The 24,812-nt window shown below is 70.1% G+C and carries 19 protein-coding genes; 12 read left to right on the top strand and 7 right to left on the bottom strand.

Features of this window, described 5'->3' with window-relative positions:
- The 5 genes from ACIO1C_RS17985 to ACIO1C_RS18005 all read left to right on the top strand — a co-directional run bounded on the left by ACIO1C_RS17985 (window position 1) and on the right by ACIO1C_RS18005 (window position 5,969).
- Entirely contained in the window at window positions 1-1,605 is a 1,605-nt protein-coding gene (locus ACIO1C_RS17985; RefSeq protein ID WP_401864429.1) for an NADH-quinone oxidoreductase subunit M, read from the top strand.
- Window positions 1,602-3,254 carry an NADH-quinone oxidoreductase subunit NuoN gene (gene nuoN, locus ACIO1C_RS17990; protein ID WP_327235035.1) on the top strand — a complete coding sequence of 551 codons (1,653 nt, stop codon included), beginning with the start codon at window positions 1,602-1,604 and terminating at the stop codon, window positions 3,252-3,254. Before ACIO1C_RS17985 ends, nuoN begins: the two co-directional genes overlap by 4 nt.
- Before the next feature lie 170 nt (window positions 3,255-3,424).
- Window positions 3,425-4,588, top strand: a complete 1,164-nt coding sequence (locus ACIO1C_RS17995) for an ABC transporter ATP-binding protein (protein WP_401864431.1) — start codon at window positions 3,425-3,427, stop codon at window positions 4,586-4,588.
- Window positions 4,585-5,307, top strand: coding sequence for an ABC transporter permease (locus tag ACIO1C_RS18000; protein ID WP_401864433.1), 723 nt, complete (start codon window positions 4,585-4,587; stop codon window positions 5,305-5,307). Before ACIO1C_RS17995 ends, ACIO1C_RS18000 begins: the two co-directional genes overlap by 4 nt.
- Window positions 5,304-5,969, top strand: coding sequence for an ABC transporter permease (locus ACIO1C_RS18005; RefSeq protein WP_401864435.1), 666 nt, complete (start codon window positions 5,304-5,306; stop codon window positions 5,967-5,969). Before ACIO1C_RS18000 ends, ACIO1C_RS18005 begins: the two co-directional genes overlap by 4 nt.
- 853 nt (window positions 5,970-6,822) lie before the next feature.
- Here the strand turns inward: ACIO1C_RS18005 and ACIO1C_RS18010 are convergent.
- The 4 genes from ACIO1C_RS18010 to ACIO1C_RS18025 all read right to left on the bottom strand — a co-directional run bounded on the left by ACIO1C_RS18010 (window position 6,823) and on the right by ACIO1C_RS18025 (window position 10,875).
- Window positions 6,823-7,458 carry a GTP-binding protein gene (locus ACIO1C_RS18010; protein WP_401864438.1) on the bottom strand — a complete coding sequence of 212 codons (636 nt, stop codon included), beginning with the start codon at window positions 7,456-7,458 and terminating at the stop codon, window positions 6,823-6,825.
- Window positions 7,424-7,840, bottom strand: a complete 417-nt coding sequence (locus ACIO1C_RS18015; protein WP_401864441.1) for a DUF742 domain-containing protein — start codon at window positions 7,838-7,840, stop codon at window positions 7,424-7,426. The genes ACIO1C_RS18010 and ACIO1C_RS18015 overlap by 35 nt, the downstream gene beginning before the upstream one ends.
- Before the next feature lie 61 nt (window positions 7,841-7,901).
- The gene (locus tag ACIO1C_RS18020) at window positions 7,902-8,369 is read right to left on the bottom strand and encodes a roadblock/LC7 domain-containing protein (protein ID WP_401864444.1); all 468 of its coding nucleotides are present in this window, start codon (window positions 8,367-8,369) and stop codon (window positions 7,902-7,904) included.
- Entirely contained in the window at window positions 8,359-10,875 is a 2,517-nt protein-coding gene (locus ACIO1C_RS18025) for an ATP-binding protein (RefSeq protein WP_401864446.1), read from the bottom strand. The genes ACIO1C_RS18020 and ACIO1C_RS18025 overlap by 11 nt, the downstream gene beginning before the upstream one ends.
- Window positions 10,876-11,287: 412 nt before the next feature.
- Between ACIO1C_RS18025 and ACIO1C_RS18030 the strand changes: the two genes are divergently transcribed.
- On the top strand, window positions 11,288-12,235 hold the full coding sequence (locus ACIO1C_RS18030) for an ABC transporter substrate-binding protein (protein ID WP_401864448.1): 948 nt from the start codon (window positions 11,288-11,290) through the stop codon (window positions 12,233-12,235).
- Between the two features lie 32 nt (window positions 12,236-12,267).
- On the opposite strand, the gene fahA is transcribed toward ACIO1C_RS18030, so the two are convergent.
- A complete protein-coding gene (gene fahA, locus ACIO1C_RS18035; protein ID WP_401864450.1) occupies window positions 12,268-13,494 on the bottom strand; it encodes a fumarylacetoacetase in 1,227 nt (408 codons plus the stop codon).
- Window positions 13,495-13,721: 227 nt separating this feature from the next.
- Here fahA and ACIO1C_RS18040 point away from each other — a divergent pair, with 227 nt between their 5' ends.
- The 5 genes from ACIO1C_RS18040 to ACIO1C_RS18060 all read left to right on the top strand — a co-directional run bounded on the left by ACIO1C_RS18040 (window position 13,722) and on the right by ACIO1C_RS18060 (window position 20,232).
- A complete protein-coding gene (locus ACIO1C_RS18040; protein ID WP_401864453.1) occupies window positions 13,722-14,732 on the top strand; it encodes a polyprenyl synthetase family protein in 1,011 nt (336 codons plus the stop codon).
- A gap of 198 nt (window positions 14,733-14,930) precedes the next feature.
- Window positions 14,931-16,199 carry an outer membrane lipoprotein carrier protein LolA gene (locus ACIO1C_RS18045; RefSeq protein ID WP_401864454.1) on the top strand — a complete coding sequence of 423 codons (1,269 nt, stop codon included), beginning with the start codon at window positions 14,931-14,933 and terminating at the stop codon, window positions 16,197-16,199.
- Window positions 16,200-16,333: 134 nt separating this feature from the next.
- On the top strand, window positions 16,334-17,272 hold the full coding sequence (locus ACIO1C_RS18050; RefSeq protein WP_401864457.1) for an ATP-binding cassette domain-containing protein: 939 nt from the start codon (window positions 16,334-16,336) through the stop codon (window positions 17,270-17,272).
- Complete coding sequence (locus ACIO1C_RS18055; protein ID WP_401864460.1) at window positions 17,259-18,149, top strand: ABC transporter permease; 891 nt, start codon at window positions 17,259-17,261, stop codon at window positions 18,147-18,149. Before ACIO1C_RS18050 ends, ACIO1C_RS18055 begins: the two co-directional genes overlap by 14 nt.
- 247 nt (window positions 18,150-18,396) lie before the next feature.
- On the top strand, window positions 18,397-20,232 hold the full coding sequence (locus ACIO1C_RS18060; RefSeq protein WP_401864463.1) for a trypsin-like serine protease: 1,836 nt from the start codon (window positions 18,397-18,399) through the stop codon (window positions 20,230-20,232).
- A gap of 100 nt (window positions 20,233-20,332) precedes the next feature.
- Here the strand turns inward: ACIO1C_RS18060 and ACIO1C_RS18065 are convergent, their stop codons facing one another.
- Window positions 20,333-21,694 carry a M28 family metallopeptidase gene (locus tag ACIO1C_RS18065; RefSeq protein WP_401864466.1) on the bottom strand — a complete coding sequence of 454 codons (1,362 nt, stop codon included), beginning with the start codon at window positions 21,692-21,694 and terminating at the stop codon, window positions 20,333-20,335.
- A 495-nt stretch (window positions 21,695-22,189) separates the two neighbouring features.
- On the opposite strand from ACIO1C_RS18065, the gene ACIO1C_RS18070 reads away from it, so the two are divergent.
- The gene (locus tag ACIO1C_RS18070; protein WP_401864468.1) at window positions 22,190-24,214 is read left to right on the top strand and encodes a glycosyl hydrolase family 28-related protein; all 2,025 of its coding nucleotides are present in this window, start codon (window positions 22,190-22,192) and stop codon (window positions 24,212-24,214) included.
- A gap of 82 nt (window positions 24,215-24,296) precedes the next feature.
- On the opposite strand, the gene ACIO1C_RS18075 is transcribed toward ACIO1C_RS18070, so the two are convergent.
- Window positions 24,297-24,749 carry a VOC family protein gene (locus tag ACIO1C_RS18075; RefSeq protein WP_401864471.1) on the bottom strand — a complete coding sequence of 151 codons (453 nt, stop codon included), beginning with the start codon at window positions 24,747-24,749 and terminating at the stop codon, window positions 24,297-24,299.
- Window positions 24,750-24,812: the final 63 nt, after the last annotated feature.

The following is a 24,812-nucleotide window of genomic DNA, read 5'->3' on the forward strand; positions in this document are numbered from 1 at the left end:
ATGTCGTTCCCCTATCTGACGGTGGCGGCGGCGCTGCCGGCGGTCGGCGCGATCGCCACGGCGGCCGTGCCCGCCGCCCGGCGTACCTTCGCCAAATGGCTGGCGCTCCTGTTCTCCCTCGCCACGCTCGCGGTGGCCGCCGTCGTCCTGGCCCTCTTCGAGCCCGGCGGCGACCGCTACCAACTCACCGAGTCGCACGCCTGGATCAAGGAATTCGGGGTCAGGTACGAACTGGGCGTGGATGGCATCGGCGTCGTGCTGATGGCGCTGACCGCCCTGCTGATCCCGTTTGTCATCCTGGCCGGCTGGCACGACGCCGACCCGTTGGAGGACGCGGCGCCGAACCGGCGCTGGCGGCCGACCCAGGGCTTCTTCGCGCTCATCCTGATGGTCGAGGCGATGGTGATCCTCTCCTTCGAGGCCACCGATGTCTTCCTCTTCTACATCCTCTTCGAAGCCATGCTCATCCCGATGTACTTCCTCATCGGCGGCTTCGGGGACCGGGCAGCCCCTGCTCAATTTGCAGCTACCGCGGCGGGCGGCGGTGACGAGGCGGCGGCGACGCAGCGCTCGTACGCGGCCGTGAAGTTCCTGCTGTACAACCTGGTCGGCGGGCTGATCATGCTGGCCGCAGTCATCGGCCTGTTTGTCGTCGCCGGGACGTTCTCGCTCTCCGAGATCGCCGAGGCGCGGGCCAACGGCTCGCTGTCCATGGCGACCAGCACCGAGCGGTGGCTGTTCCTCGGCTTCTTCTTCGCGTTCGCCGTGAAGGCCCCGCTGTGGCCGCTGCACACCTGGCTGCCGAACGCGATGGGTGAGGCCACCGCGCCCGTGGCCGTCCTGATCACGGCCGTGGTCGACAAGGTCGGCACGTTCGCGATGCTGCGCTTCTGCCTCCAGCTCTTCCCGGAGGCCTCCAAGTGGGCCACCCCGGTGATCCTGGTGCTGGCGCTGATCAGCATCGTCTACGGCGCGCTGCTCGCCGTCGGCCAGCGGGACATCAAGCGCCTGATCGCCTACGCGTCGATCTCGCACTTCGGCTTCATCATCATGGGCATCTTCGCGATGACCAGCCAGGGCCAGTCGGGCGCCACGCTCTACATGGTCAACCACGGCATCTCGACGGCCGCGCTGATGCTGGTCGCCGGCTTCCTGATCACCCGGCGCGGCTCGCGGCTCATCGCGGACTACGGCGGAGTGCAGAAGGTCGCACCGGTCCTGGCCGGTACGTTCCTGATCGGCGGCCTGGCCACGCTCTCGCTGCCGGGGCTCTCCCCGTTCGTCAGCGAATTCCTGGTCCTGGTCGGCACGTTCAGCAGATATCCGGTGGTCGGCATCATCGCCACCTCCGGCATCGTGCTCGCCGCGCTCTACGTCCTGGTGCTCTACCAGCGCACGATGACCGGTCCTGTGAAGGCGGCGGTCCAGGGCATGTCGGACCTCCGGGTCCGTGAGCTGGTGGTCGTCACCCCGCTGATCGCGCTGCTCCTCTTCCTGGGTGTCTACCCGAAGCCGCTGACCGACATCGTGAACCCGGCCGTGAAACACACGATGTCGGACGTCAAGAAGACAGATCCCAAGCCCGAGGTGGAGGCCGCTCCGTGAGTGCGACAGTCGTCCACAGCCTGTGGACAACTTCGGCGGCCGGGGGGATCGACAAGATCCCGGCCCCCCATATCGAATACGCGCAGTTGTCGCCCACGCTGATCGTGCTGGGCGCCGCCATCCTGGGGATCCTGGTCGAGGCGTTTGTCCCCCGGGGGAAGCGCTACCACACGCAGGTGTGGCTCTCCGTGGTCGCCCTGGCCGCCGGTTTCGCGGCGGTGATCGCCCTCGCCAACACCGGTTACGGCACGACCAAGGCGCACATCGCGGCCATGGGCGCCATCGCCGTCGACGGCCCGGCGCTGTTCCTCCAGGGGACGATCCTGCTGGCGTCGATCGCCGCCGTGTTCACCTTCGCCGAGCGCAAGCTCGACCCGGAGGCGCACGGCAAGCGCGTCGACTCGTTCGCCGCGCAGGGCGCGTCCGTCCCGGGCAGCGACAGCGAACAGGCCGCCGTCAAGGCCGGGTTCACCACCACCGAGGTGTTCCCGCTGGCCCTGTTCGCGATCGCGGGCATGCTGGTCTTCCCTTCGGCCAACGACCTGCTGACGCTGTTCGTGGCGCTGGAAGTGTTCTCCCTCCCGCTCTACCTCCTCTGCGCGCTGGCCCGCCGCAAGCGGCTGCTGTCGCAGGAGGCCGCGGTGAAGTACTTCCTGCTGGGCTCCTTCTCCTCGGCGTTCCTGCTCTTCGGGATCGCGTTGCTGTACGGGTACGCGGGCTCGGTGTCGTACGCGCGCATCGCGGAGGTGGTCGACGGCACGGTCCAGACCGTGAACCCGGCCCTCGCCGACACGATGGGCAACGACGCGCTGCTGCTCATCGGTGGCGCGATGATCCTGATGGGGCTGCTGTTCAAGGTCGGCGCGGTGCCGTTCCACATGTGGACGCCGGACGTCTACCAGGGCGCGCCCACCCCGGTCACCGGCTTCATGGCGGCGGCGACGAAGGTCGCGGCCTTCGGCGCGCTCCTGCGCCTGCTGTACGTGGTGCTGCCGGGCCTGCGCTGGGACTGGCGTCCCGTGATGTGGGCCATCGCGATCATCACCATGCTGGGCGGGGCGATCGTGGCCATCACCCAGACCGACATCAAGCGCCTCCTGGCGTACTCCTCCATCGCCCACGCCGGCTTCATCCTGGCCGGTGTGATCGCGACCACGCCCGACGGCATCTCGTCCGTCCTCTTCTATCTGCTGGCGTACTCGTTCGTGACGATCGGCGCGTTCGCGGTGGTCACGCTGGTGCGCGACGCGGGCGGCGAGGCGACGCACCTGTCCAAGTGGGCGGGGTTGGGGCGGCGTTCGCCGCTGGTGGCCGCGTTCTTCGCGCTGTTCCTGCTGGCCTTCGCCGGTATCCCGCTGACCTCCGGCTTCTCGGGGAAGTTCGCGGTCTTCAAGGCGGCGGCCGACGGCGGCGCGGGAGCGCTGGTCGTGGTCGGTGTGATCTCGTCGGCGATCGCCGCGTTCTTCTACATCCGGGTCATCGTGCTGATGTTCTTCAGCGAGCCCAAGGCCGACGGGCCGACGGTCGCCGTGCCGTCGCTGCTGACCAAGACGACGATCGGCATCGGCGGAGTGGTCACGGTCGTGCTCGGTGTGGCGCCGCAGTACTTCCTCGATCTGGCCAACCAGGCCGGGATCTTCGTGCGGTAGGGAGCACAGGCCGCCACGTCGCGGACGAAGCCCAAGGGTCCGGCACCTCGCAGAGGTGCCGGACCCTGGCTTATTTTCGCCCTGCCGTTCGATCGACGGGTCCGGCCCGATACGGTGGGGGCGCGTCCGGAACAGCCGTAACAGGGCCATGCCGAAGGGTATTTGAGACCTTGATCAGCATCGAAGCGGTGACGAAGCGCTACGCCGACGGGACGATCGCCGTCGATCGGCTCACCCTGGACATTCCGGACGGTTCGATCACCGTGCTGGTGGGGCCCTCCGGGTGCGGGAAGACCACCACGCTGCGGATGATCAACCGGATGATCGAGCCCACCGAGGGCAGGATCCTGCTCGACGGGGACGACCTCAGGCAGCGGCCGGTCAACGCGCTGCGCCGGTCGATGGGGTACGTCATCCAGAACGCCGGGCTCTTCCAGCACCGTTCGGTGGTCGACAACATCGCGACGGTCCCGCGCATGCTCGGCTGGGACCGCAAGCGGGCCCGCGAGCGGGCGGTGGAGCTGATGGAGCGCGTCGGGCTGGACCCGGCCCTCGCCAAGCGCTATCCGTACCAGCTCTCCGGCGGCCAGCAGCAGCGGGTCGGGGTGGCCAGGGCGCTGGCGGCGGATCCGCCGGTGCTGCTGATGGACGAGCCGTTCTCGGCCGTCGACCCGGTGGTCCGCAAGGGACTCCAGGACGAGCTGCTGCGTATCCAGGCCGAATTGGGCAAGACCATCGTGTTCGTGACCCATGACATCGACGAGGCGATCAAGCTCGGTGACCGGATCGCGGTGATGCGGACGGGCGGCAGGCTCGCCCAGTTCGCGCCGCCCGGGGAGCTGCTGTCGGCGCCCGCGGACGCGTTTGTCGAGGACTTCCTGGGCAACGACCGCGGAGTCCGGCGGCTGTCGTTCTTCACGTGCGAGGCGCTCACCCTGGAACCGGCGCCGGTGGTCGACGCCGGTGGAAAGGTGTCCGTCGAGAAGACCGCCGGGGCGACCCCGCCCGTACCGTACCTGCTGGTCACCGACGCGGCGGGGAAGCCGCTCGGCTGGCGGGACCCGGCGGCCGGGGAGGGCGCCGGCACGGCGCTGATCTCCTGCGGGCGGCCGTTCCACGCCCGACGGGACTCCCTGCGGGCGGCGCTGGACGGGGCGGTGCTGTCCCCGACGGGCTGGGCGGTCGCCGTGGACGACACCGGGCGGGTCGCGGGTGTCGCCTCCCAGGAGATGATCGCCGCGGCGATCCGTACGGCCCACGCGGAACACGAGCTTTCAGGTGCGCCCTCCGCCGAGACCGCCGAGCCCAACGCGCCCGCGGTGGCCGGGACATGAGCGGCGACGGCTTCTTCGACGTCCCCAGCGACCTCCAGCACAGCTACCTCGGCCTGGTGGCCCTGCACCTGGAGGAGGCGCTGATCCCGGTGGCCGGCGGGCTCGTACTGGCCCTGCTGCTCGCCCAACTCTGTGTGCGGTACGGGTGGCTGTACCCGCCGGTGCTCTGGGGCACCACGGTCATCTACGCGATCCCCTCGCTGGCGATCTTCGTGGTCCTGATCGACTACACCGGACAGAGCCGGACCACGGTGATGATCCCGCTGACCCTCTACACCCTGGTGGTGCTCGTCCCCGCCATCGTGGACGGGATCAGATCCGTACCGGAGGAGACCCAGGCCGCCGCCACCGCCATGGGCTTCGGCCCCTGGCGCCGCTATCTGCGCGTCGAACTGCCCATCGCCGTCCCGGCGATCTTCGCCGGTCTGCGGGGCGCCACCGCCGCCAGCATCAGCCTGGTGAGCGTGGGCGCGCTGATCGGCAACCAGGGGGCGCTGGGGAACATGCTCACCGACGCGATGTTCTACCACCGGCCCATGCTGGCGGTGAGTTCCGTCGTCACGACGGCCGTCCTGGCGGTCCTCGCGGACGCGCTCCTCGTCCTCGGCCGCAATCTGCTGACCCCGTGGCTGCCGCGCGGCGGCAAGGCCGAAACCCCGGCCGTCACGCTGCCGGGGCCCCTGCCCGCGCCCCGCCAGAAGCTGGAGAGCAGCCGGTGAACGTCCTCCACTTCATCAACGCGTTCTTCAGCGAGGGCTCCCGCTGGCACGGTTACGACGGCATCCCGCAGCGCGTCTGGGAGCACATCCAGTACTCGCTGGGCGCGCTCGCCATCGCCGCCGGGATCGGGCTCCCGGTCGGACTGGTCACGGGCCACACGGGCCGGGGCGGCAACGTCCTGGGCATGATCGCGAACGCCGCCCGGTCGCTGCCCAGCTTCGGCCTGCTGGTGCTGATGTTCCTCGCGTTCGGCATCGGCCTCACGCCGGTGATGATCCCGCTGGTGGTGCTGGCGATCCCGCCGATCCTGGTGACCACGTACGAGGCCGTGCGGAGCGTGGACCCCTCGCCGGTCGACGCGGCCCGGGGCCTGGGCATGCACGAGGCGAAGATCCTGCTGCGGGTCGAGCTGCCCGTGGCGCTCCCGCTGATCCTCGGCGCCCTGCGCACGGCGGCGATCCAGATCATCTCCACCGCCACGATCGCCGCGTACGTGAGCCTCGGCGGCCTCGGCCGGTATGTCATCGACGGCCTCTACCAGCGCGACTACGAGAAGGTCGTGGGCGGCGCGACGCTGGTCGCCTCCCTCGCCCTGCTCACCCTCGGCGTGTTCTGGCTGGCGACCCGCCTGGTCGTGTCCCCGGGGGTCAGCCGCCGCTGACCCGCCGGTGGCCGTCGCTCATCCCTCGAACCGCAGGTTCTGGATGGGCGACGGCTACCGCCCAGTACATCAACGGGAGAAAACGTCCTCCAGTACCAATGCCAGTGACCTGACGACCGAGGATGGCCTTGAGCGATGGGATTTCCGCACGTCAGATCCTCGAACAGCTCGCAAAGGCGCTGGCATTTGCGTCTAGTACTTCATGTAGAGGTGCCACTTCATGACTCCGTCGGTGCCGGGGAACTGTCGGCAGATTGCCTGCCAAGAGGGGTGCAGGTTCATCCAGTAGACGCCCGCTTCACCGCAAGCCCTCTGGGTAAGGTGGCTGCTGTAGAAATGCTCGACCGCAGCCGCGCCTCGCGTGTCTACGGGACTGGTTGCAACGGAGGCAGCGGTGGAGGCTGCGGGAGCGGCCTGGGCCGGCGCCGCTATGGCACCCGATGCGAGTGCGGTTCCGAGAGCGAGCCCCACGAAGATCTTGCGGATGCGCATGATGCTGCCTTTCGTCGAGGTCAATGAGCGGATACTTCCGACTACCTGTGTCGTCACCTGGCAACGAACCGCCTGGCTTGGGACACGTCGGCAACTATGCTCGGCCGAGCTTGGCGAAACCCTGGGGAAGCCTTGATACGCAGGTCGCAGTCACACGCTCTGATACAGGCACCAACGCGGAGCGACCACACGGGCCTTCGCTACCTGAGCACCAGGCTGGACGTGCTCCTCGCGGACCAGGCCCATTCCTCGCGTGCGATCCGTGAATACCTGCGCAAGCGCGGTGTCCGGACCGTGACTCCAATCCCGGCGGATCGCAGGCATCTTCCTCTGGTCCGCCCGGTGATCCAAACGAAACCGCCTAGGCGGCCGTCGTCCTGGCGAGGGCGACCTTCAGTACGGTCAGCAGGGCGTCCCGTACCGATCCGCGCTCCCGGGCGTCGAAGGCGAACAGCGGGACCCGCGCGTCGACGTCCAGCGCCCACCGCACCTCGTCCAGCGTGTGGGTGACCGCGCCCTCGAAGGTGTTGATCCCGATCGCGAAGGGGATGCCCTTCGCCTCGAAGTAGTCGACGGCGACGTAGCAGTCGTCCAGGCGCCGCGTGTCCACGATCACCAGCGCGCCGAGCGCGCCCTGGACGAGGTCGTCCCACATGAACTTGAAGCGGTCCTGGCCCGGGGTGCCGAAGAGGTAGAGCTTCAGCGTCGGGTCGATGGTGATGCAGCCGAAGTCCATGGCGACCGTGGTGGTCGTCTTGCGCGGGGTGTGCGCGAGGTCGTCCACCCCGGCCGAGACCGACGTGATCGACGCCTCGGTGGTGAGCGGGGTGATCTCGGAGATCGAGCCCACCGTGGTGGTCTTGCCCACGCCGAAGCCGCCCGCGACGACCATCTTCACCGGCAGGGGCGGCTGGACGGCGCCCTGGGCGCCCGTGGCCGTGCCGGGCCGCGTAAGGCCGCGGTCAGGCGGGGGAGTCGGGGATGGCGAGTAGCCCATCGATAACCCTTTGCAGAATCGAGGGGTCCTGGGCGGTCCTGGTGTCCGGCTCGTACACGGCCAGATGTCCTTGGACCCGGAGGTCTTCGGCCAGAACGCGGACCACGTTGAGGTGCAGGCAGAGGTGTGCGGCGATCTCCGCGAGGGACTGCGGCTGACGGCATACGGAGACGATGGCCAGGGGTTCGAGGGTGAGGGTGTCGAGCACCGCGAGTGCCTCCGCGGTCGCCACGACCTGGGTCTCCACGGGCAGCGCGTTGCCGGCGTCGGCCACCCGGCCCGCGGTGAGCAGGAAGGGGCGGATCGCCGGGGCGCGGCCGGACTGTTCCGGTATGGTGCCGGCGCCCGCGCCCTCGTCGGCTCCCGGTCCACCGGCCGCCATGACGGTTCTTCCTCCCTCCTTCCAGGGCTTCTTCGGCTTCTTCCCGTGCTTCCGGGGCGGCTCAGCCGGCCGGGGCGGAAGTGACGCGCTTCTGGAGCTCGACGATCAGCTCGGGGCTGATGACGGCTCCGGCCCGCTCGGTGAAGAGGGTCATCTCGTAGGCGACGTCGGCCAGTTTGGCCTCCTTCGAGGCGACCACGCCGAGGACGGCGCCGCCGCCGAGCGCGGACACCAGCAGCCGGCCGCCCAGGTAGTCCATGATCACCCGGCTCAGGTCGCCCAGGCCGTAGTTGGCGGAGGCGCCGGCGGCGAGGCTCAGCATGCCGGAGATCACCGCGCCCAGGCGTTCGGAGTCGGCGTGGCCGTCCCGCCGGGAGACGGCGATGAGCATGCCGTCGGAGGAGACGGCTATGGCGTCGAGGACACCGGCCGATTCGGCGGCGAAACGTTCGAGGAGCCAGGTGAAATTCGCCGCGGATTCACCGAGCCCCTCGGCCGTCACCGGGTCGGTGGTGAGGTCATCCGTCATTGCCAGGTCCTTCCGGGGTGAGCGATACCTGGGGCCCAGGTGCTGTTCTGTCACGCGCGGAGTCCTGTCGTGCCCGCTCGGTGGCGGCCTCCAGGTCCTCCAGCTCGTCACGGACGTGCGCCGCGTCGGCGGGGTGCCGCGCGGGGGAGACCGCGGCGGTGGTACGGGGCGGCGTGGCGGGCGCCAGGGTCGCGCCGCGCACGCGGCGGCGCAGCGGCCGGGGCTCGTCGTCGTGGTGCTCCCCGACCCCTGGCCCGGCGGTCTCGGCGCCGCGGTCGTGCCGCGCGTCGTCGCCGGGGGGTGTGCCGAGGGTGCCCGGGGCGCCGAGGACGCCCGGCCCGGCGCTCGGTCCGCCGTCCGGCTCACCGTCCGGCGCCGGGCGCGTGACGCGCTGCGGGAGGCCGCTTCCGCTCGGGGTGGCCGCCACCAGCGCCGCGCGCGGGCGCTGTTCGGAGCGGGGCGCCGGGATGGCCGGGTACGGGCCGGCGGGGGACGGCGGCGCCGGTACGGCGTCCGCGGGCAGCAGCAGGGTCGCCGGGATCGTCACGGTGCTGGTGACGCCCTCGCCGGGGGTACGGCTCAGCTCGACCCCGATGCCGAAGCGGCGGGCGATGCGCCCCACCACGAACAGCCCCAGCACGTGCGTGGGCGCGAGGTCGAGCCGCTCTCTGCGCAGCAACCGCGCGTTCTCCTCGGCCAGTTGCTCGGGCGGCATGCCAAGCCCGTGGTCGATGATCTCGATCACCGCGCCGTCCGCCGGAGGCCGTATCCGCACCGCCACGTCGACCTTGGTGTGCGTGGGGGAGAAGAAGACGCCGTTCTGGAGGAGTTCGGCCAGCATCAGGGTCAGGTCGCTGACGGCCGCCGGGACGACCACCACCTCCGCCGAGGGCCGCAGGGAGACCCGTTCGTACCCGCCGATGGTGGACAGCGCCGCCCGCAGCACATCGGTGAGCCCCGTGGGCTGCGGCGCGTCGACGTCCTCCGCGGCCTGCCGCTTCCCGGCGATCACCTGGAGGCTCTCGGCGTTACGGCGCAGCCGCGTCGCGATGTGGTCGATCTGGTAGAGCGGGCGGAGCGTCTCCGGGTCGGTCTGGGCCTGTTCGAGCCCCTCGATGAGGTCGAGCTGGCGCGACGCCAGGTTGCTCACCCGGTGGCCGATGTTGCCGAACATCTGCTCCACGTTGGCGCGTACGGTGATCTGCCGCTCCAGCAGCGCCGACGCGGTCGACTGCACCTGGTTGAACGCCTCCGCGAGCGCGCCGATCTCGTCCCGTACCGGCACCGGTATCTCGCGCAGCCGGGGCGGTCCGGTCTCGGCGGACTCGTCGTCCGCGACCCGGGCCAGCTCCTTGCCGGTGGCGTCGGCGACCTGCCGGGCGGCGGCCGTGAGGATCCGTACGGGCCTGGCCACCGAGCGGCGGACCAGGAAGGAGAAGACCAGCCAGGCCACCAGCGCCAGGGTGGCGGAGACCAACAGGGTGAGCGTGTGCCGCCACGCCTTGTCGGAGGCGGCGTCCGCCTGGGCCGCGATCCCGTGGATCAGCGTGTGGGTGATCGTGAGCCGGTCCTCGGCCTGCCGGGCGTAGACGGGCTCGGCCTCCAGGGCCTTCCCGATGGCGGTCCGCAGCCGCTCCGGGGTCTGCGCCTGGAGCGAACTGGGGTCCACGCGGAGGGCGTTGTACTGCTCCTCGATCGACTTCCGCTGCGAGCTGCGCTCGATGCCGTCCAGGGTGGTGCCCTGCGCCTCGGAGGACAGCGCCTTGAACCGCTCCGCCTTGTCCTCGTACGAGCGGTGGTCACCGACCGCGCGGAGGAACTCGATGAGCGCGTTGGAGTCACCGGTCTGCGCGCCGAACACACTGGTCTCGAAGGCCGCGTGGGCGGCGTCCGCCCCCAGCAGCGTCTCCAGCCTGCCCTCCGGGGATCCGCGCGACGCGGTGGTGGACTCCCCGAGCCCGAGGCCGCTGATCAGCTGATCGACCAGATCGGAGTAGGTGGGATCGATGTTGTCCGCGGGGATGTACCCCCGCTGGATCAGCTGCCGCAGGTCGGTCAGCCCGCCGATCGTCGCGATCGCCTCGTCCTCGGCGGCGGGCAGCAGGGACCCGAACGCCTCGCGCACCGCCCGCGCCTGGACGTCGACCTGCTGCTGCGCCTGGAGGTACGGGATGTTCGACGGCTCGCCCGCCCCGCCCTCGGCCGCCTGGTGGCGTACGGAGAGCAACAGGGCCTGCCGGTGCTCGCGTTGCAGGTCGTCCACGAGCGTGGCGACGCTCTCGCTGTTGCGCACGAGCGCGGCGGTGTCGGCGGCGGCCCTGGCCTGGGTCATCTCGTCGTCCACGACATAGGCGAGCATGCCCGCGACCACCAGGACGGGCACCAGCACCAGGAGGTGCAGTTTCCGGCCGAACGGCCATCGCTCCAGGAGCGCGACGATCCGGCGGCGGCGGCTCCGCGGCGGGGCGGGCGGCTGTCCGGAAGCGGTCCCTTCCTGCGAGGACACCAGGGCTCCTTGACCGATTGCTCCCCGACGGGCGCCCGGGCGCGAGCGCCTGCCGACCGTGAGGCTGAATGGGGTGGTTGTGGTGCGAACGGCCCAGCACTGTGGGGGCATTGGGCCGGAAGCCGGTGGACGGGGCGCCGACAGCGGGGACTTTACCGCGCTCCCGGCTCTTTGCGACGGCTCGCAGCGAAGAAAACGTTTCAATCAATCGGCGAATGACGCGTCATTACTCTCACGATTCCACGCACCTGTTCTCAACACACCTCGTCGTGATCCGATGCCAATCGGTAATCAGGCGGCTCTTGACGATGTGTGAGACGGGTGGCTTGGATCGATGCGTGCGGCGAACGGGCCGCACGACGGGCCCCGTACGCCATGTCGCCACCATCACTGACACACAGGATCGGGAAACGTGACTGATACCGCGAACAGGCCTCGGCGCCGTGCCGTTGTCGCCGCACTCGCCTCCCTCACCGCCGCCGCGTTGCTGGCCGGGTGCGGTTCGTCCGACAGCAACGCCGACCCGCTGGAGCCGGCGGCGGTGCCCGAGGGCAAGGTCGTCGTGGGGTCGAACAACTTCCCCGAGAGCATCCTGCTCGCCTACCTGTACGGCGAGGCGCTCAAGGCCAAGGGCCTCGACGTCACGTACAAGCACAACATCGGCAGCCGCGAGACGACGTACGGCATGCTCAAGAACGGCACCGTGACGGTCATGCCGGAGTACAACGGCGCCCTGCTGGCCTACCTGGACCCCAAGGCCGTCGCGAAGACGGCGGAGGGCACCACCGCCGCCGTCACCGCGCAGCTGCCGTCGCATCTCGCCGTCCTGAAGTCGGCCTCCGCCGAGAACAAGGACGCGGTCGCGGTCAACGCCGAGACGGCGAAGAAGTACGACCTCACCGCCGAGTCGTCGATCGCCGATCTGGCCGCCGTCGCGCCTCAGTTGGTCATCGGCGGTTCACCGGAATTCCAGTCGAGGCAGCAGGGTCTGGTCGGACTCAAGGAGCTGTACGGCCTGAATTTCAAGTCCTTCAAGGGGCTGGACGCCGGTGGTGCGCTGACGATTGCGGCCTTGAAGAAGAACAACATCCAGGCCGCCGACGTCTTCACCACCGACCCGTCCATCGAGAAGGAGAAATTTGTTGTCCTCAAGGACACGAAGAACCTCTTCGCCTTCGAGAACGTGACTCCGCTCATCCGCAAGGCCGATGTGCCGAAGGCCGGACAGGACGTGCTCGACACCCTGTCCGCCAAGCTCGACACCCCCGAGCTGATGGAACTCGACGCGCAGGTGCAGTACGAGCACAAGGACGCGCTCGCGGTCGCCCGCGCCTGGCTCACGTCGAAGAGCCTGCTCTGACGGAGCTCTGAGGGGGCTCTGAGAGGTCGCTTTCAGGCCGCCGGGACGATCCGGCCCCTCACCTCGCCCAGGCCGACCCGGGTCCCGTCGGGCCCGGGGGCCCAGGCGGTGAGGGTCACCTCGTCGCCGTCCTCCAGGAACGTCCGCTTGCCGTCGGGCAGTTCGACGGGCTCGGTGCCGTTCCAGGTCAGTTCGAGGAGGGAGCCGCGCTGCTCGCGCCCGGGGCCGCTGACCGTGCCGGAGCCGTAGACGTCTCCCGTACGGAGAGAGGCGCCGTTCACGGTCAGGTGGGCGAGCTGCTGGGCCGCCGTCCAGTACATGGACGAGAACGGCGGCTCCGAGATCACCTGTCCGTTGAGCGCCACGGAGATCCGCAGGTCGAACCCGCCCGGGTCCTCGTCCTCGGCGTCGTCCAGATAGGGGAGCAGCTCCTCCGTACGGGCCGGCGGCGCCACCCGGGCGGCGTCCAGGGCCTCCAGCGGGGTCACCCAGGCGGAGACCGACGTGGCGAAGGACTTGCCGAGGAACGGGCCGAGGGGGACGTACTCCCAGGCCTGGATGTCCCGCGCCGACCAGTCGTTGAGCAGCGAGAGGCCGAAGACGTGGTCGCGGAAGGACGCGAGGTCCACCGGAGTGCCCTGGACGGACGGGGTGCCGACAACAAAGGCGACCTCCGCCTCGATGTCGAGCTTGACCGAGGGGCCGAAGACGGGCGCCGGGTCACTGGGCGCCTTGCGCTGCCCGGAGGGCCGTACGACGTCCGTGCCCGACACCACGACCGTGCCCGCCCTGCCGTGGTAACCGATCGGCAGGTGCTTCCAGTTGACGGGCAGCGCGAGCCCGTCGGGACGGAAGATCCTGCCGACGTTGGTCGCGTGGTGCTCGCTCGCGTAGAAGTCGACATAGTCGGCGACCTCGTAGGGCAGGTGCAGGGTGACCGTGCCGAGGGGGTGCAGCAGCGGCTCCATCTCCGCGCGGTGCGCGGGCACGGTGACCCAGGCCGTCAGGGCCCGGCGCACATCGCGCCAGGCCGTGCGGCCGGCCGCCATCAGGGGGCCCAGGCCCGGCTGGTCCAGCAGCTTCGCGTACGGAGAGCCCAGGGCGTGCGCCGCCGCTCCCGCGTCGAGCACCGCGTCGCCCAGGCGGACACCGAGGCGGCGCCTGCCGGGCTCCTCGGCGGTCGAGAAGACGCCGTACGGGAGGTTGTGGGGGCCGAAGGGGTCACCTTCGACCGGTTCGAGCGGGCTCTGCTCGGGCATGTGCTGCCTCGCTTTCCGGATCGATGCAGGACACGTTACGTCGGCGCCACCCCGCCGCGGCAGTGGCGAAAGGCCCGCAATGCCCGAAAAGCGGACTGATCGCGACCATACGGGCGGTGCCGGGAAGGCGCCCATGGTGATCGAAAGCCGACCGGATACGCTGACTTGAGTGAGGACAGCGACACATCGACAATCAGCGTGAGCGTCAGCAGACAGGAGTACCCCTCGTGACCGTCGTCGGGCCGTTCGGGCTGAGCGTGCGGGACCCGGCTCTTGAAGCCGATGTCCAAGCCGGATTGTCGGCCGTGGAGGCGGGTCTGCTCGACGCCACCAAGAGCGAGGTCTCCTTCATCACCGAGGCCGCGCAGCACCTGGTGCGCGCCGGCGGCAAGCGGCTGAGGCCGCTGTTCGTGATGCTCGCCGCCCAGTTCGGTGACCCGTACGCGCCCGGCATCGTCCCGGCGGCCGTGGTGGTCGAGCTGACCCACCTGGCGACGCTCTACCACGACGACGTGATGGACGAGGCGGACGTACGCCGGGGTGTGGACAGCGCCAATACCCGCTGGGGCAACTCGGTCGCCGTCCTCACCGGGGACTTCCTCTTCGCCCGCGCCTCGCACACCCTGGCGGACCTGGGCCCCGAGGCCGTCCGCATCCAGGCGGAGGCCTTCGAGCGGCTGGTCACGGGACAGATCCTCGAAACGGCGGGCCCCCGCGACGGACGCGACCCGGTCAGCCACTATCTCGACGTGCTCGCCGGCAAGACCGGCGCCCTGTTCGCCGTCTCGGGCCGCTTCGGCGCGCTGATGTCCGGCGCCGACGAGTCGGTGGTCGACATCCTCACCCAGTACGGCGAACGCCTCGGCGTGGCCTTCCAGCTCGCCGACGACGTCCTCGACATCGCGAGCGACTCGCACGAGTCCGGCAAGACCCCCGGCACCGACCTGCGCGAGGGCATCCCGACCCTGCCGGTGCTGCTGCTGCGCGCCCAGGCGGAGGCCCACGGGAAACAGGCTGACCTGGACCTGGTCGCGATGCTCGACGGCGACCTGTCGGACGACGCCCGGCTGACGGAGGCGCTGCGGCTGCTGCGGGCCCACCCGGCGATGGAGCAGGCCCGGCGCGACACCGTGCGGTACGCGGAGGCGGCGCGCGCCACCCTGGCGCCGCTGCCGGAGTGTTACGCGAAGTCGGCGCTGGTGGAGCTGTGCGACGCGGTCGTGCACCGCGCGGGCTGATCCCCGTACCGCTGCCGGTCCCGAGCCCCTTGACGCCCCGGTCCCCACCCCCGTCCCCTACGGGTCGGGGGTGGCCGCCGTCCGGCTGTCATCCTTCAGCAGTACGACAAGTTGCTCCCCCGGACTGACGCTTACGCACCGCCGATTTGGTGAGATGGAGAAGACCGAGAGCACCGCCGACCCGGAGGTAGGGCACACATGGCACCGAACGACAGCGCGCACATCGCCGAGGAGGACGACCTCGGTACCGGCCGCCGCAGGGCGGCGCGGTACGCGGTCCCGGTCGCGGTGATCGGAGTGGCCGCGGCGACGATCGGCCTCGTGCCGGCCCTGGCCGCCGCGGGCGACCCCAGCCTTCCGAAGATCAGCGCACAGGAACTCATCGAGAGGATCGCCGCCTCCGACACCCAGCGGCTCTCCGGCTCGGTGAGGATCAGCACGGACCTGGGACTGCCCTCGCTGGCCGGCCTCGGGGACCTGGCGGGCGGCGCGCTCGCCCCCAAGGGCGGCGTGGGCGGCGGGAGTTCTGCCTCCACCGCCGACCCGAGCACCAAGCTGATGGAGCTGGGTTCCGGTACGCACACCCTGCGGGTGGCGGCGGACGGGCCCGACAAGCAGCGGGTGTCGATCCTGGAGGACGCGGCCGAGTACAGCCTGATCCACAACGGGGACGACATCTGGGCGTACGACAGCGCCTCGAACGAGGCCTTCCACGCGACCTCCCCGGAGGGCACGGCGAAGGACAAGGGCACGGCGAAGGACAAGGACAAGGGCAAGGCCAAGGAGCTGTCCGGCAAGGACGTTCCCGCGACCCCCCGGGAGTTCGCCGAGCAGGCGCTCGCGGCGGCGGGCGACACCACGTCGGTCACCGTGGACGGCACCGCGCGGGTCGCCGGGCGCGAGGCGTACCGCCTGGTCCTCAAGCCCAAGCAGAGCGGCTCGACGGTCGAGTCCATCAAGATCGCGGTCGATGCGAAGACCGGCACCCCGCTCAAGTTCACGCTCGCCCCGAGCAGTGGCGGCAAGGCCGTCGTCGATGTCGGCTTCACCAAGGTCGACTTCGGCAAGCCGGCCGCCTCCACCTTCGACTTCGCCCCGCCGAAGGGCACGAAGGTCACCCAGGGCGACGAGGCGCGGCGCGGCGACCTGGCCGAGCCGCCGAAGCTCCCGAAGGGCGGCGAGGACGCCGGGAAGTCCGCGCCTCCGACCGTCATCGGGAAGGGCTGGAGCGCGGTGTACGCGTTCACGTCCCCGGAGGGCGCGCCCACCGGGAAGGACACCGCCGGTCTGCCGAAGGAGGCGCAGGGCTTCCTGGACGCGCTCGGCGACAAGGTCACCGGGAAGTTCGGCTCGGGCACGGTCTACAAGACGCGCCTGGTCAACGCCCTGATGACGGACGACGGCAAGGTGTACGTCGGCGCGGTGACCCCGGACACGCTCGTCAAGGCGGCGGACGGCGCCAAGTAGCTCCACCGGCGCCCCGCAGGACCCGGCGCGCCACGCACGACCCGCTCGTACCGCCCCGTCGTACGCTTCGTGCGGCGGGGCGGCACGCTGAGCGGCCCCACGGAACCGGCCGGACCACAGGAGCGGGGTGCGTGATGACGGCGGTCATCGAGACACGCGGTCTCACCAAGCGCTACCGGGGCGGTCAACTCGCCGTCGACGGCCTCGACCTGGCGGTGCCCGCCGGCAGTGTCTTCGGCTTCCTGGGTCCCAACGGCTCCGGCAAGACCACGACCATCCGCATGCTGATGGGCCTGATCGAGCCGACCGCCGGCGCGGCCACCCTCCTCGGGCAGCGGATGCCCCGCGCGGCCCGTACCGTCCTGCCGCAGGTGGGCGCCCTCATCGAAGGCCCGGCGCTGTACGGGTACTTGAGCGGCCGGGACAATCTCGTACGGTACGACTCCGCCGACCCGACGGCCGACCCCCGCACGCGGCGTACGCGCGTCGCCACGGCCCTGGACCGGGTCGGGCTGACGGCGGCCGGGAGCAAGAAGGCCAAGGCGTACTCCCTCGGGATGAAGCAGCGGCTCGGGCTGGCGGCGGCGCTGCTCCAGCCGCGCCGCCTGCTGGTGCTGGACGAGCCGACGAACGGCCTGGACCCGCAGGGCATGCGGGAGATCAGGACGCTGGTACGGGAGCTGGCCGCCGACGGCACGACCGTCTTCCTCTCCTCGCACCTCCTGGACGAGATCGAGCAGGTGTGCACCCACGCGGCCGTGATGGCACAGGGCCGGCTGATCACGCAGGGCTCGGTCGCGGACCTGGCGGCCGGGACGCGGGGGCGGCTGGTGGTGGTCACGCCGGATCCGGCGGAGGCCGCGCGGGTGCTGAAGGAACGGGGTGTGGGCGGGGTGACGGTGACGGAGGACCGGGTGAGCGGTGACCCGCCGCCGGCCGAGGTGGATCCGGCCGATCTGAACGCGGCGCTGGTACGGGCCGGGGTGCGGGTACGGTCGTTCGGCGTCGAACGCGCGTCGCTGGAGGACGCCTTTGTGGCGCTGACGGGGGAGGGCTTCGATGTCGCGGGCTGAGACGGCGGAGCCCACGGAGCCCACGGAGCACACCCCCTCGCTGTGGTGGACCCTGGGAATCTTCCGCTCCGAACTGACCACCACCCTCCGGCGCTGGCGCACCCTCGCCCTGCTGGGCGTGCTGGCCGCCGTCCCCGTCCTCATCGGGATCGCGGTCAAGATCGAGACGAGCGACGACGGCTCGGTCGGCGGGGGCGGCGGAGCCGGGCCCGCCTTCCTCACCCAGGTCACCAACAACGGCCTGTTCCTGGTCTTCGCCGCGCTCGCCGCGACCCTGCCCGTCTTCCTGCCCATGGCGGTCGGGGTCGTGGCGGGTGACGCGATCGCGGGGGAGGCCAACAGCGGCACCCTGCGCTATCTGCTGGTCGCACCGGCCGGCCGTACCAGACTGCTGCTCGCCAAGTACGCCTCCACGCTGGCCTTCTGCCTGCTCGCGACGCTCGTCGTGGCGCTCTCCGCGCTGGCGGTCGGCGCGCTGCTCTTCCCTCTCGGCGAGGTCACCACGATCTCGGGCACCCGCGTCTCCTTCGGGGAGGGCCTGCTGAGGGCCCTGCTGATCGCCCTGCTCGTCGCGGCCTCCCTGACCGGGATCGCGGCGCTCGGCCTGTTCCTCTCCACCCTGACCAACAGCGGCATCGCGGCCATGGCCGCGACGGTCGGGCTGCTCATCACGGTGCAGATCCTGGGCGCCATCCCGCAACTGCACACCATCCAGCCCTACCTCTTCCCCGCCCACTGGCTGTCCTTCGCGGACGTCCTGCGCGAACCGGTCCACTGGGAGGACATCGTCGAGAACCTGGAGCTCCAGGCGCTGTATGTGGCGGTGTTCGGCGCGGCGGCGTGGGCGCGGTTCACCACAAAAGACATCACGGTCTGAGAATAAAAAGGGCAATTTTCGCCAGAAGTTCCCTTAAGTGATCGTAAAGCATTGGTGAAAGCCTATGGCTGAGTCATAGGATCACTCAGCCGTGGGTGGGGGGCCACCACTTCGGGTCGCGTCCGCCCTGCGGACGGCATGCTCAGCGCTGCCTTCGATCCTCCCTTCTCTTCTCCCCCTGTCTTCGAGCGTTCCTCCTGCCGGTGCGACAGGCGCGCCGTGCGGGTTCCCCAGACAGGAGTCATGCGTGTTCTCAGCAGGCAAGGACCGGAAGCACAGACGCAAGGCACGGATCGTCATACCCACCGCGGCGGTCGCCCTCGCGGTGGGTGTCGCCGGAGCCTTCATGCTGGCCCCCGCGCAGGCGACGGAGCCGCAGCCGGGCCTTCCGGACGTCGCGCGCCACAGCGGCCCCACCGTCGCCCAGCTGACGGCCCGTGTGACGGACGCCGTCCAGGCCGACGCGGTGGATGTGGCGGTCTCCTCGAAGACCCCGCTCTCGGCGAAGACTGGCACCGCTGACACCGGCACCGCGAACACCGGCACGGTGACGGGAAAGGTCGACCCGAAGGTCATCGGCGGGGTGAACACGTCGATCACCAGCGCTCCGTGGATGGCGCAGCTCTGGTACTACGACGACAAGGGCACCACCCGTACGTCGGACGACGACAGCTTCTTCTGCGGTGGCACCGTCGTCGCGCCGACCAAGGTGATCACCGCCGCGCACTGCGCCGCGGACACCAACTGGAACAAGTTCGGCGCCGTCATCGTCGGTACGTCCCAGCTGCCGACGACCGGCGCCAACGGCAAGACCGACTTCCACGGCGGCACCGTCGTGGGGGTGTGGCGCCAGTGGGTCAACCCCTCGTACAACAGCGCCAAGATCGACAATGACATCGCCGTCCTGACCCTGGGTGTGCCGGTCAAGGTGACCCCGTTGTCCGTGACGAAGTCGACCGACACCACCTCGTACAAGGCCGGGACCCAGGCCAAGGTGTACGGCTGGGGCCGTACGACCTCGACCACCCAGGACATCTCGGAGACCCTGCGCACCGCGACGCTGCCGGTCAACTCGGACGCGACCTGCACGAGCGCCTATGGCAGGGACTTCATCAAGGGCCACATGGTCTGCGCGGGCAAGCCCGCCAGCGGCTCCGACGCGGGCACGGTCAGCGCGTGCAACGGCGACTCGGGCGGTCCGCTCGTGGTCGCGGGCAGGCTCGTCGGTGTGGTGTCGTGGGGTGTCGAGGACTGCGTCGAGGCCGGCGCGTACAGCGTGTTCACCAAGGCGAGCACGTACGTGGGCCAGCTCAACATGCGCACGGACGACGCCAACCTCAGCGCCGACAACAAGGCCGACCTGTTCGCCCGTACGAGCGGTGGCACCGGCTACGAGTACGACTCCAAGGGCACGACCTTCGCGGCCAGGCAGAACCTGGGCTCCTGGAGCGGGTACAACGTCGCTCTCCAGACGGACCTGAACCGCGACGACGTCGAGGACTTCATCCTCCGCGCGACCGACGGCACCGTCTACTGGTTCCACTACAGCCCCTCCTCCAGCAAGTGGATCAGGAGCAAGCTCTTCACCGGCTGGAAGACGCGCGTCGCGATCATCACACCGGGCGACGTGACCGGGGACGCCAAGCCCGACCTCCTGTCGGTCGACACCGCGGGCGCGCTCTACCTCTACCCGGGCAAGGGCAACGGCACCTTCGGCACCCGCGCCACCCTCGGCAAGAGCGGCTGGACGCAGTACAACTCCGTGGTGGGCCACGGCGACTTCAACAATGACGGCTTCGCCGATCTGATCGTCAAGGCCAAGACCAAGATCGTCTACCTGTACAAGGGCACGGGCTCGGCCACCAAGCCGTTCGCCTCCCGCGTGCAGCTGCGCACCGGCTGGACGTACAACAAGCTCATCACCACCGGTGACGTGACCGGCGACGGCATCGCGGACCTGCTCGCCCGGGACACCGGCGGGGTCCTGTGGCTGTACAAGGGCACGGGCAAGGCGACGTCCGGGATCTGGGCGGACCGCGTCAAGATCGGGACGGGCTGGAGCCAGTACAACCTGTTCGGCTAGCCGGACCGCTCCACGCTTCGCACGACAGGGCCCCGCACACCCGTCCTCGGGTGTGCGGGGCCTGTTGCTGTCTCGTACGGCTCTGTACGACTCCGTACGGCTAGAAGGTCAGCTTCCAGCTGTCGATGTAGCCCGTGTCCGACGCGGCGATGTCCTGGACCTTGAGCTTCCAGACCCCGTTCGCCACCTCCGACGACGCGTTGACGGTGTACGTGGCGATCACGTTGTCCGCCGAGTCGCCGCTGCTGGAGGGCTTCAGGCGGTACGCCGTCCCGTCCGGGGCGACCAGGTCCACGACCAGGTCACCGCGCCAGGTGTGCTTGATGTCCACGCCGACCTTCAGCGTGGTGGGGGCGTTGCCGGTACGGCCCGAGACGGTCAGCGACGAGGTGACGGCCGCGCCGTTGTCGGGGATCGCCACGTCGGCGAGGTTCTCGAAGACCGTGCCCGCCGGGGGTACGGGGGTCTCGCCCGAGAGCCCCCAGACCGCGTAGGCCACCGCGTCGCTGTTGCGGTCGAGCGCCGTGTCGTTGATGTTCGCGGTCGTGTCGCACGACGTGTGGTAGCAGCGGTCGAAGGCCTGGCCCGAGGTGCCGCCCCACTTCGTCGCCTGCGCGGCGGTCTTGATGTAGTCCGCGCCCGCGAAGAGGCCGCCGACCGGGATGCCGATGTTCTTGAACGCGGTGTGGTCGGAGCGGCCGTCACCCTCGGTCTCGATCTCCGTCGGGACACCGAGCCCGGCGTAGTAGTCCTTGAACGTCTGCTCGATCGTCGGGTCGTCGTCGTAGACGAAGTACCCCGGGTTGGGGGACCCGAGCATGTCGAAGTTCAGGTAGCCCTTGATCTTGGTGCGCTCGGCGGCCGGCAGGTTGTTGACGTAGTACTTGGAGCCGACCAGGCCCAGCTCCTCCGCTCCCCACCAGGCGAACCGCAGGTGCTTCACGGGCTGGTACCCGGAGCGGGCGACGGTGAGGGCGGTCTCCAGGGTGGCGGACGAACCCGAGCCGTTGTCGTTCATGCCGGCGCCGGACGTCACCGAGTCGAGGTGCGAGCCGGTCATGATGACCTGGTTCGGGTCCCCGCCGGGCCAGTCGGCGATCAGGTTGTAGCCGGTGGCGCCGCCGGAGGTGAACTGCTGGAGGCTGGTGGTGAATCCGGCCGCGTCCAGCTTGCCCCGCACGTAGTTGACCGACGCGAGGTAACCGGGCCTGCCGTGGGCGCGGTTGCCGCCGTTGGCGGCGGCGATCGACGACAACTGCGTCAAGTGCGCCTTGACGTTGGCGAGCGGTATGTCGGGGGCCGCGAGCGCGGGCGCGGCCGCGGATCTCTGTCCGGCCGCCGCGGTTGTGGGGGCGGCGGTCGCGGCACTCGCGCCGGCGGCCAGCAGCCCGGCCAGGGCGAGCCCGGCGGCGGCGGCCGTGCGGACGGATATGTGGGGCGCTCCGTGAACGGAGAGTTTCATGGGGGGGCTCCGGATTCCGAACGGGGGTGGGACGGAACGTGACTGCGCCCCACGACGACGGTGACGTGGGGCGTTGGAGCTGTACGTGTGCTGAGTGTGGCGGTGCGTGCTGAATGGTGGGGGAGAGGTTGACTCAACGTCAAGAGTGCAAACCGGACACGGCTGTTCGCTGAACGGACGGGGTGGGCGACCGCGGCCGGAGCCCGTCCGGCTTCGCAATGAATTAAGGCAGTCGACGCAAGAAACCAACGAACTGACGTAGCTGGACTGCAATGTTACGAAATGAGTTCGCAGAAACCTTGTGGAGGCGGGGGGTCGGGTCCTAATGTCACCTCACCCTCATGGCGGCCGCTCCCGCCGGGCGTCCGGGCCGTGGAGCGTTCAGCCGTGGAGCCTCCCGAGAGAAACGAGCTTTCGATGTCGTGGAGCATCAGAGGTGCCGGCGCGAGACGGTCCGGCAGACCCCCGCGACGGGCGGCGGTGGTGGTCGCGTCGATGACCGCGGCCGCGGTCGGTCTGAGCGTCCTGGCCGGTGGTACGGCGGTGGCGCGCCCGGGCAGTGGCAGCGGGGCGGCCGGGGTCACCGGTGCGAAGGCTTCCGTTCAGGCCCCCGCCGTGACCCGCGCCGCCCTCGCGCCCTCGCTCGTCGCGGGCCGGGGCGCCGACGTGGACTTCGCCGAGCAGGAGGCGGAGGGCGCGGCCACGAACGGGACCGTGATCGGCCCGGACCGTACCGCCTACACCCTCCCGGCGGAGGCCTCCGGCCGGCAGGCGGTCAGGCTGACACCGGGCAAGTACGTGGAGTTCACGCTGCCGAGCGCGGCCAACGCCATCAACGTGCGCTACAGCATCCCGGACGCGCCGGGCGGCGGCGGCATCACCGCGCCGCTCGACGTCACGGTCAACGGCAAGAACCGCTCGACCCTGACGCTGACTTCGCAGTACGCGTGGCTGTACAACCAGTACCCGTTCTCCAACGACCCCGGCGCGGACCTGCTGCACCCCGACTGGTGGATCACCGAGTGCGCGTGTGTGCCCAGCGCCACCACCCCGGCGCCGGTGATCAGCAAGCCGTTCCGCCCGAACCACTTCTACGACGAGCAGCGGCTGCTGCTCGGGAAGACGTACCGCGCGGGCGACAAGGTACGGCTGACGGTCCCCGCCGGGAGCAGGGCCGCGTGGACCGTGGTCGACCTGCTCGACTCGCAGCTCGTCGGCGCGCCGCACGTGCGGCTCAACGCGGCCAACGTGCTGGCGTTCGGGGCCGATCCCACGGGCCGGCGTGACTCCGCGCCCGCGATCGACCGGGCGATCGCCTTCGCCAAGCGCGCGCACCTCAAGGTGTACGTCCCGCCGGGCACGTACCAGGTGAACCGGCACATCATCGTGGACGACGTGACGATCGAGGGCGCGGGCAGCTGGTACACGATCTTCAAGGGCCGTGAGGTGGCGCTCAGCACCCCGGCCCCCGACGGCTCGGTGCACACCGGCGTCGGCTTCTACGGCAAGGACGCGTCGGCGGGCGGCAGCCGCAACGTCCACCTGTCGGGCTTCGCGATCGAGGGGGACGTCCGCGAGCGCATCGACACCGACCAGGTGAACGGCGTCGGGGGCGCGATGAGCGACTCGACCATCGACGGGCTCTACATCCGCCACACCAAGGTGGGCCTGTGGTTCGACGGCCCGATGACAAACACGCGCGTCACGAACAACGTGATCGTCGACCAGATAGCCGACGGCCTCAACTTCCACACGGGCGTGACGAATTCATCGGTCTCCAACAACTTCGTCCGCAACTCGGGTGACGACGGCCTGGCGATGTGGTCGGAGAAGAAGTCGAACGCGAACAACACCTTCGCCCACAACACCGTGCAGTCGCCGGTCCTCGCCAACGGCATCGCGATCTACGGCGGTACGGACCTCACCGTCTCGGACAACCTCGTCGCCGACCCGGTCAGGGAGGGCAGCGCGATCCACGTCGGCTCCCGCTTCGGCGCGGAGGCGTTCGCCGGGAAGCTGCGGATCACCGACAACACCACGGTCCGCGCGGGCACGTACGAACTGAACTGGAACATCGGCCTGGGCGCCATCTGGTTCTACGCCCTCGACAAGGACATCGACGCGGACATCCAGGTGACCGGGGACCACTACCTCGACAACACCTACAACGCGATCATGCTGGTCAGCGACTTCCCGGTGAAGGACCTGTACTCGATCAAGAACGTCCGCTTCAAGGACATCAGGGTCGACGGCACAGGCACCTCGGTGGTCAGCGCCCGCGTGGCCGGCTCCGCGTCCTTCGACAACGTGGACGCCCGCAACGTCGGCGCGGTCGGCGTCAACAACTGCGGCTCCTTCAACTTCACCCCGGCGGGCTCGGAGTTCGCCCTGACCGACCTGGGCGGCAACGACGGCGGCGGCACCACAGGCCCCTGGCTGGCCCCCTGGGAACTCCCGAACACCATCACCTGCGACGACCGCCCCCCGGTGGTCGCACCCCCGGCCCCTACGGCCTGGTGACGTCTCGTCAGGAGACTTGCTAGGCAAGGAAACCGCGCCCGACGGGCCGCCCGACACCGCTCGGGCGGCCCCGTCGCGGCGTTTACGAGACGCAGAACTCGTTGCCCTCCGGGTCGGCGAGGACCGACCAGGAGCCGCCCGGTTCCTTGACGTGGCGCAGGACCGCGGCCCCCAGGGACTCCAGGCGGTGGATCTCGGCCTGGCGGTCCGCGTCCGGGCCCGGGTGGACGTCGATGTGGAGGCGGTTCTTCAGCGTCTTCGGCTCCGGGACGCGCTGGAAGAGGATGCGGCGGCCGAGGCCCAGGCCGTTGTCCTCCTGGTACGGGTCGTCCGGGTGGCGGACGGCGGCCAGGTCGCGCCAGGCGCTGTGGCCGTGGGACTCCACCGTGTCCGCGTCGGAGATCTGGCCCAGTTCGCGCAGCCGCTCGATCAGGGGGCTGTTGTCCTCCACCAGGTAGCCGAGGGCCTGCGCCCAGAAGTCCGCCTGGGCGTGCGGGTCGGCGGCGTCGATGACTAGTTTCCAGTGCAGCGTCATGGAGTCATCGAACCAGTTTTCGGCGGCCGTTGGTGGTTCCGGCGGGGTGGGCGCCCCGCCGCG

The organism is Streptomyces sp. NPDC087420 (genome assembly GCF_044744165.1).
Taxonomy (GTDB): Bacteria; Actinomycetota; Actinomycetes; order Streptomycetales; family Streptomycetaceae; genus Streptomyces.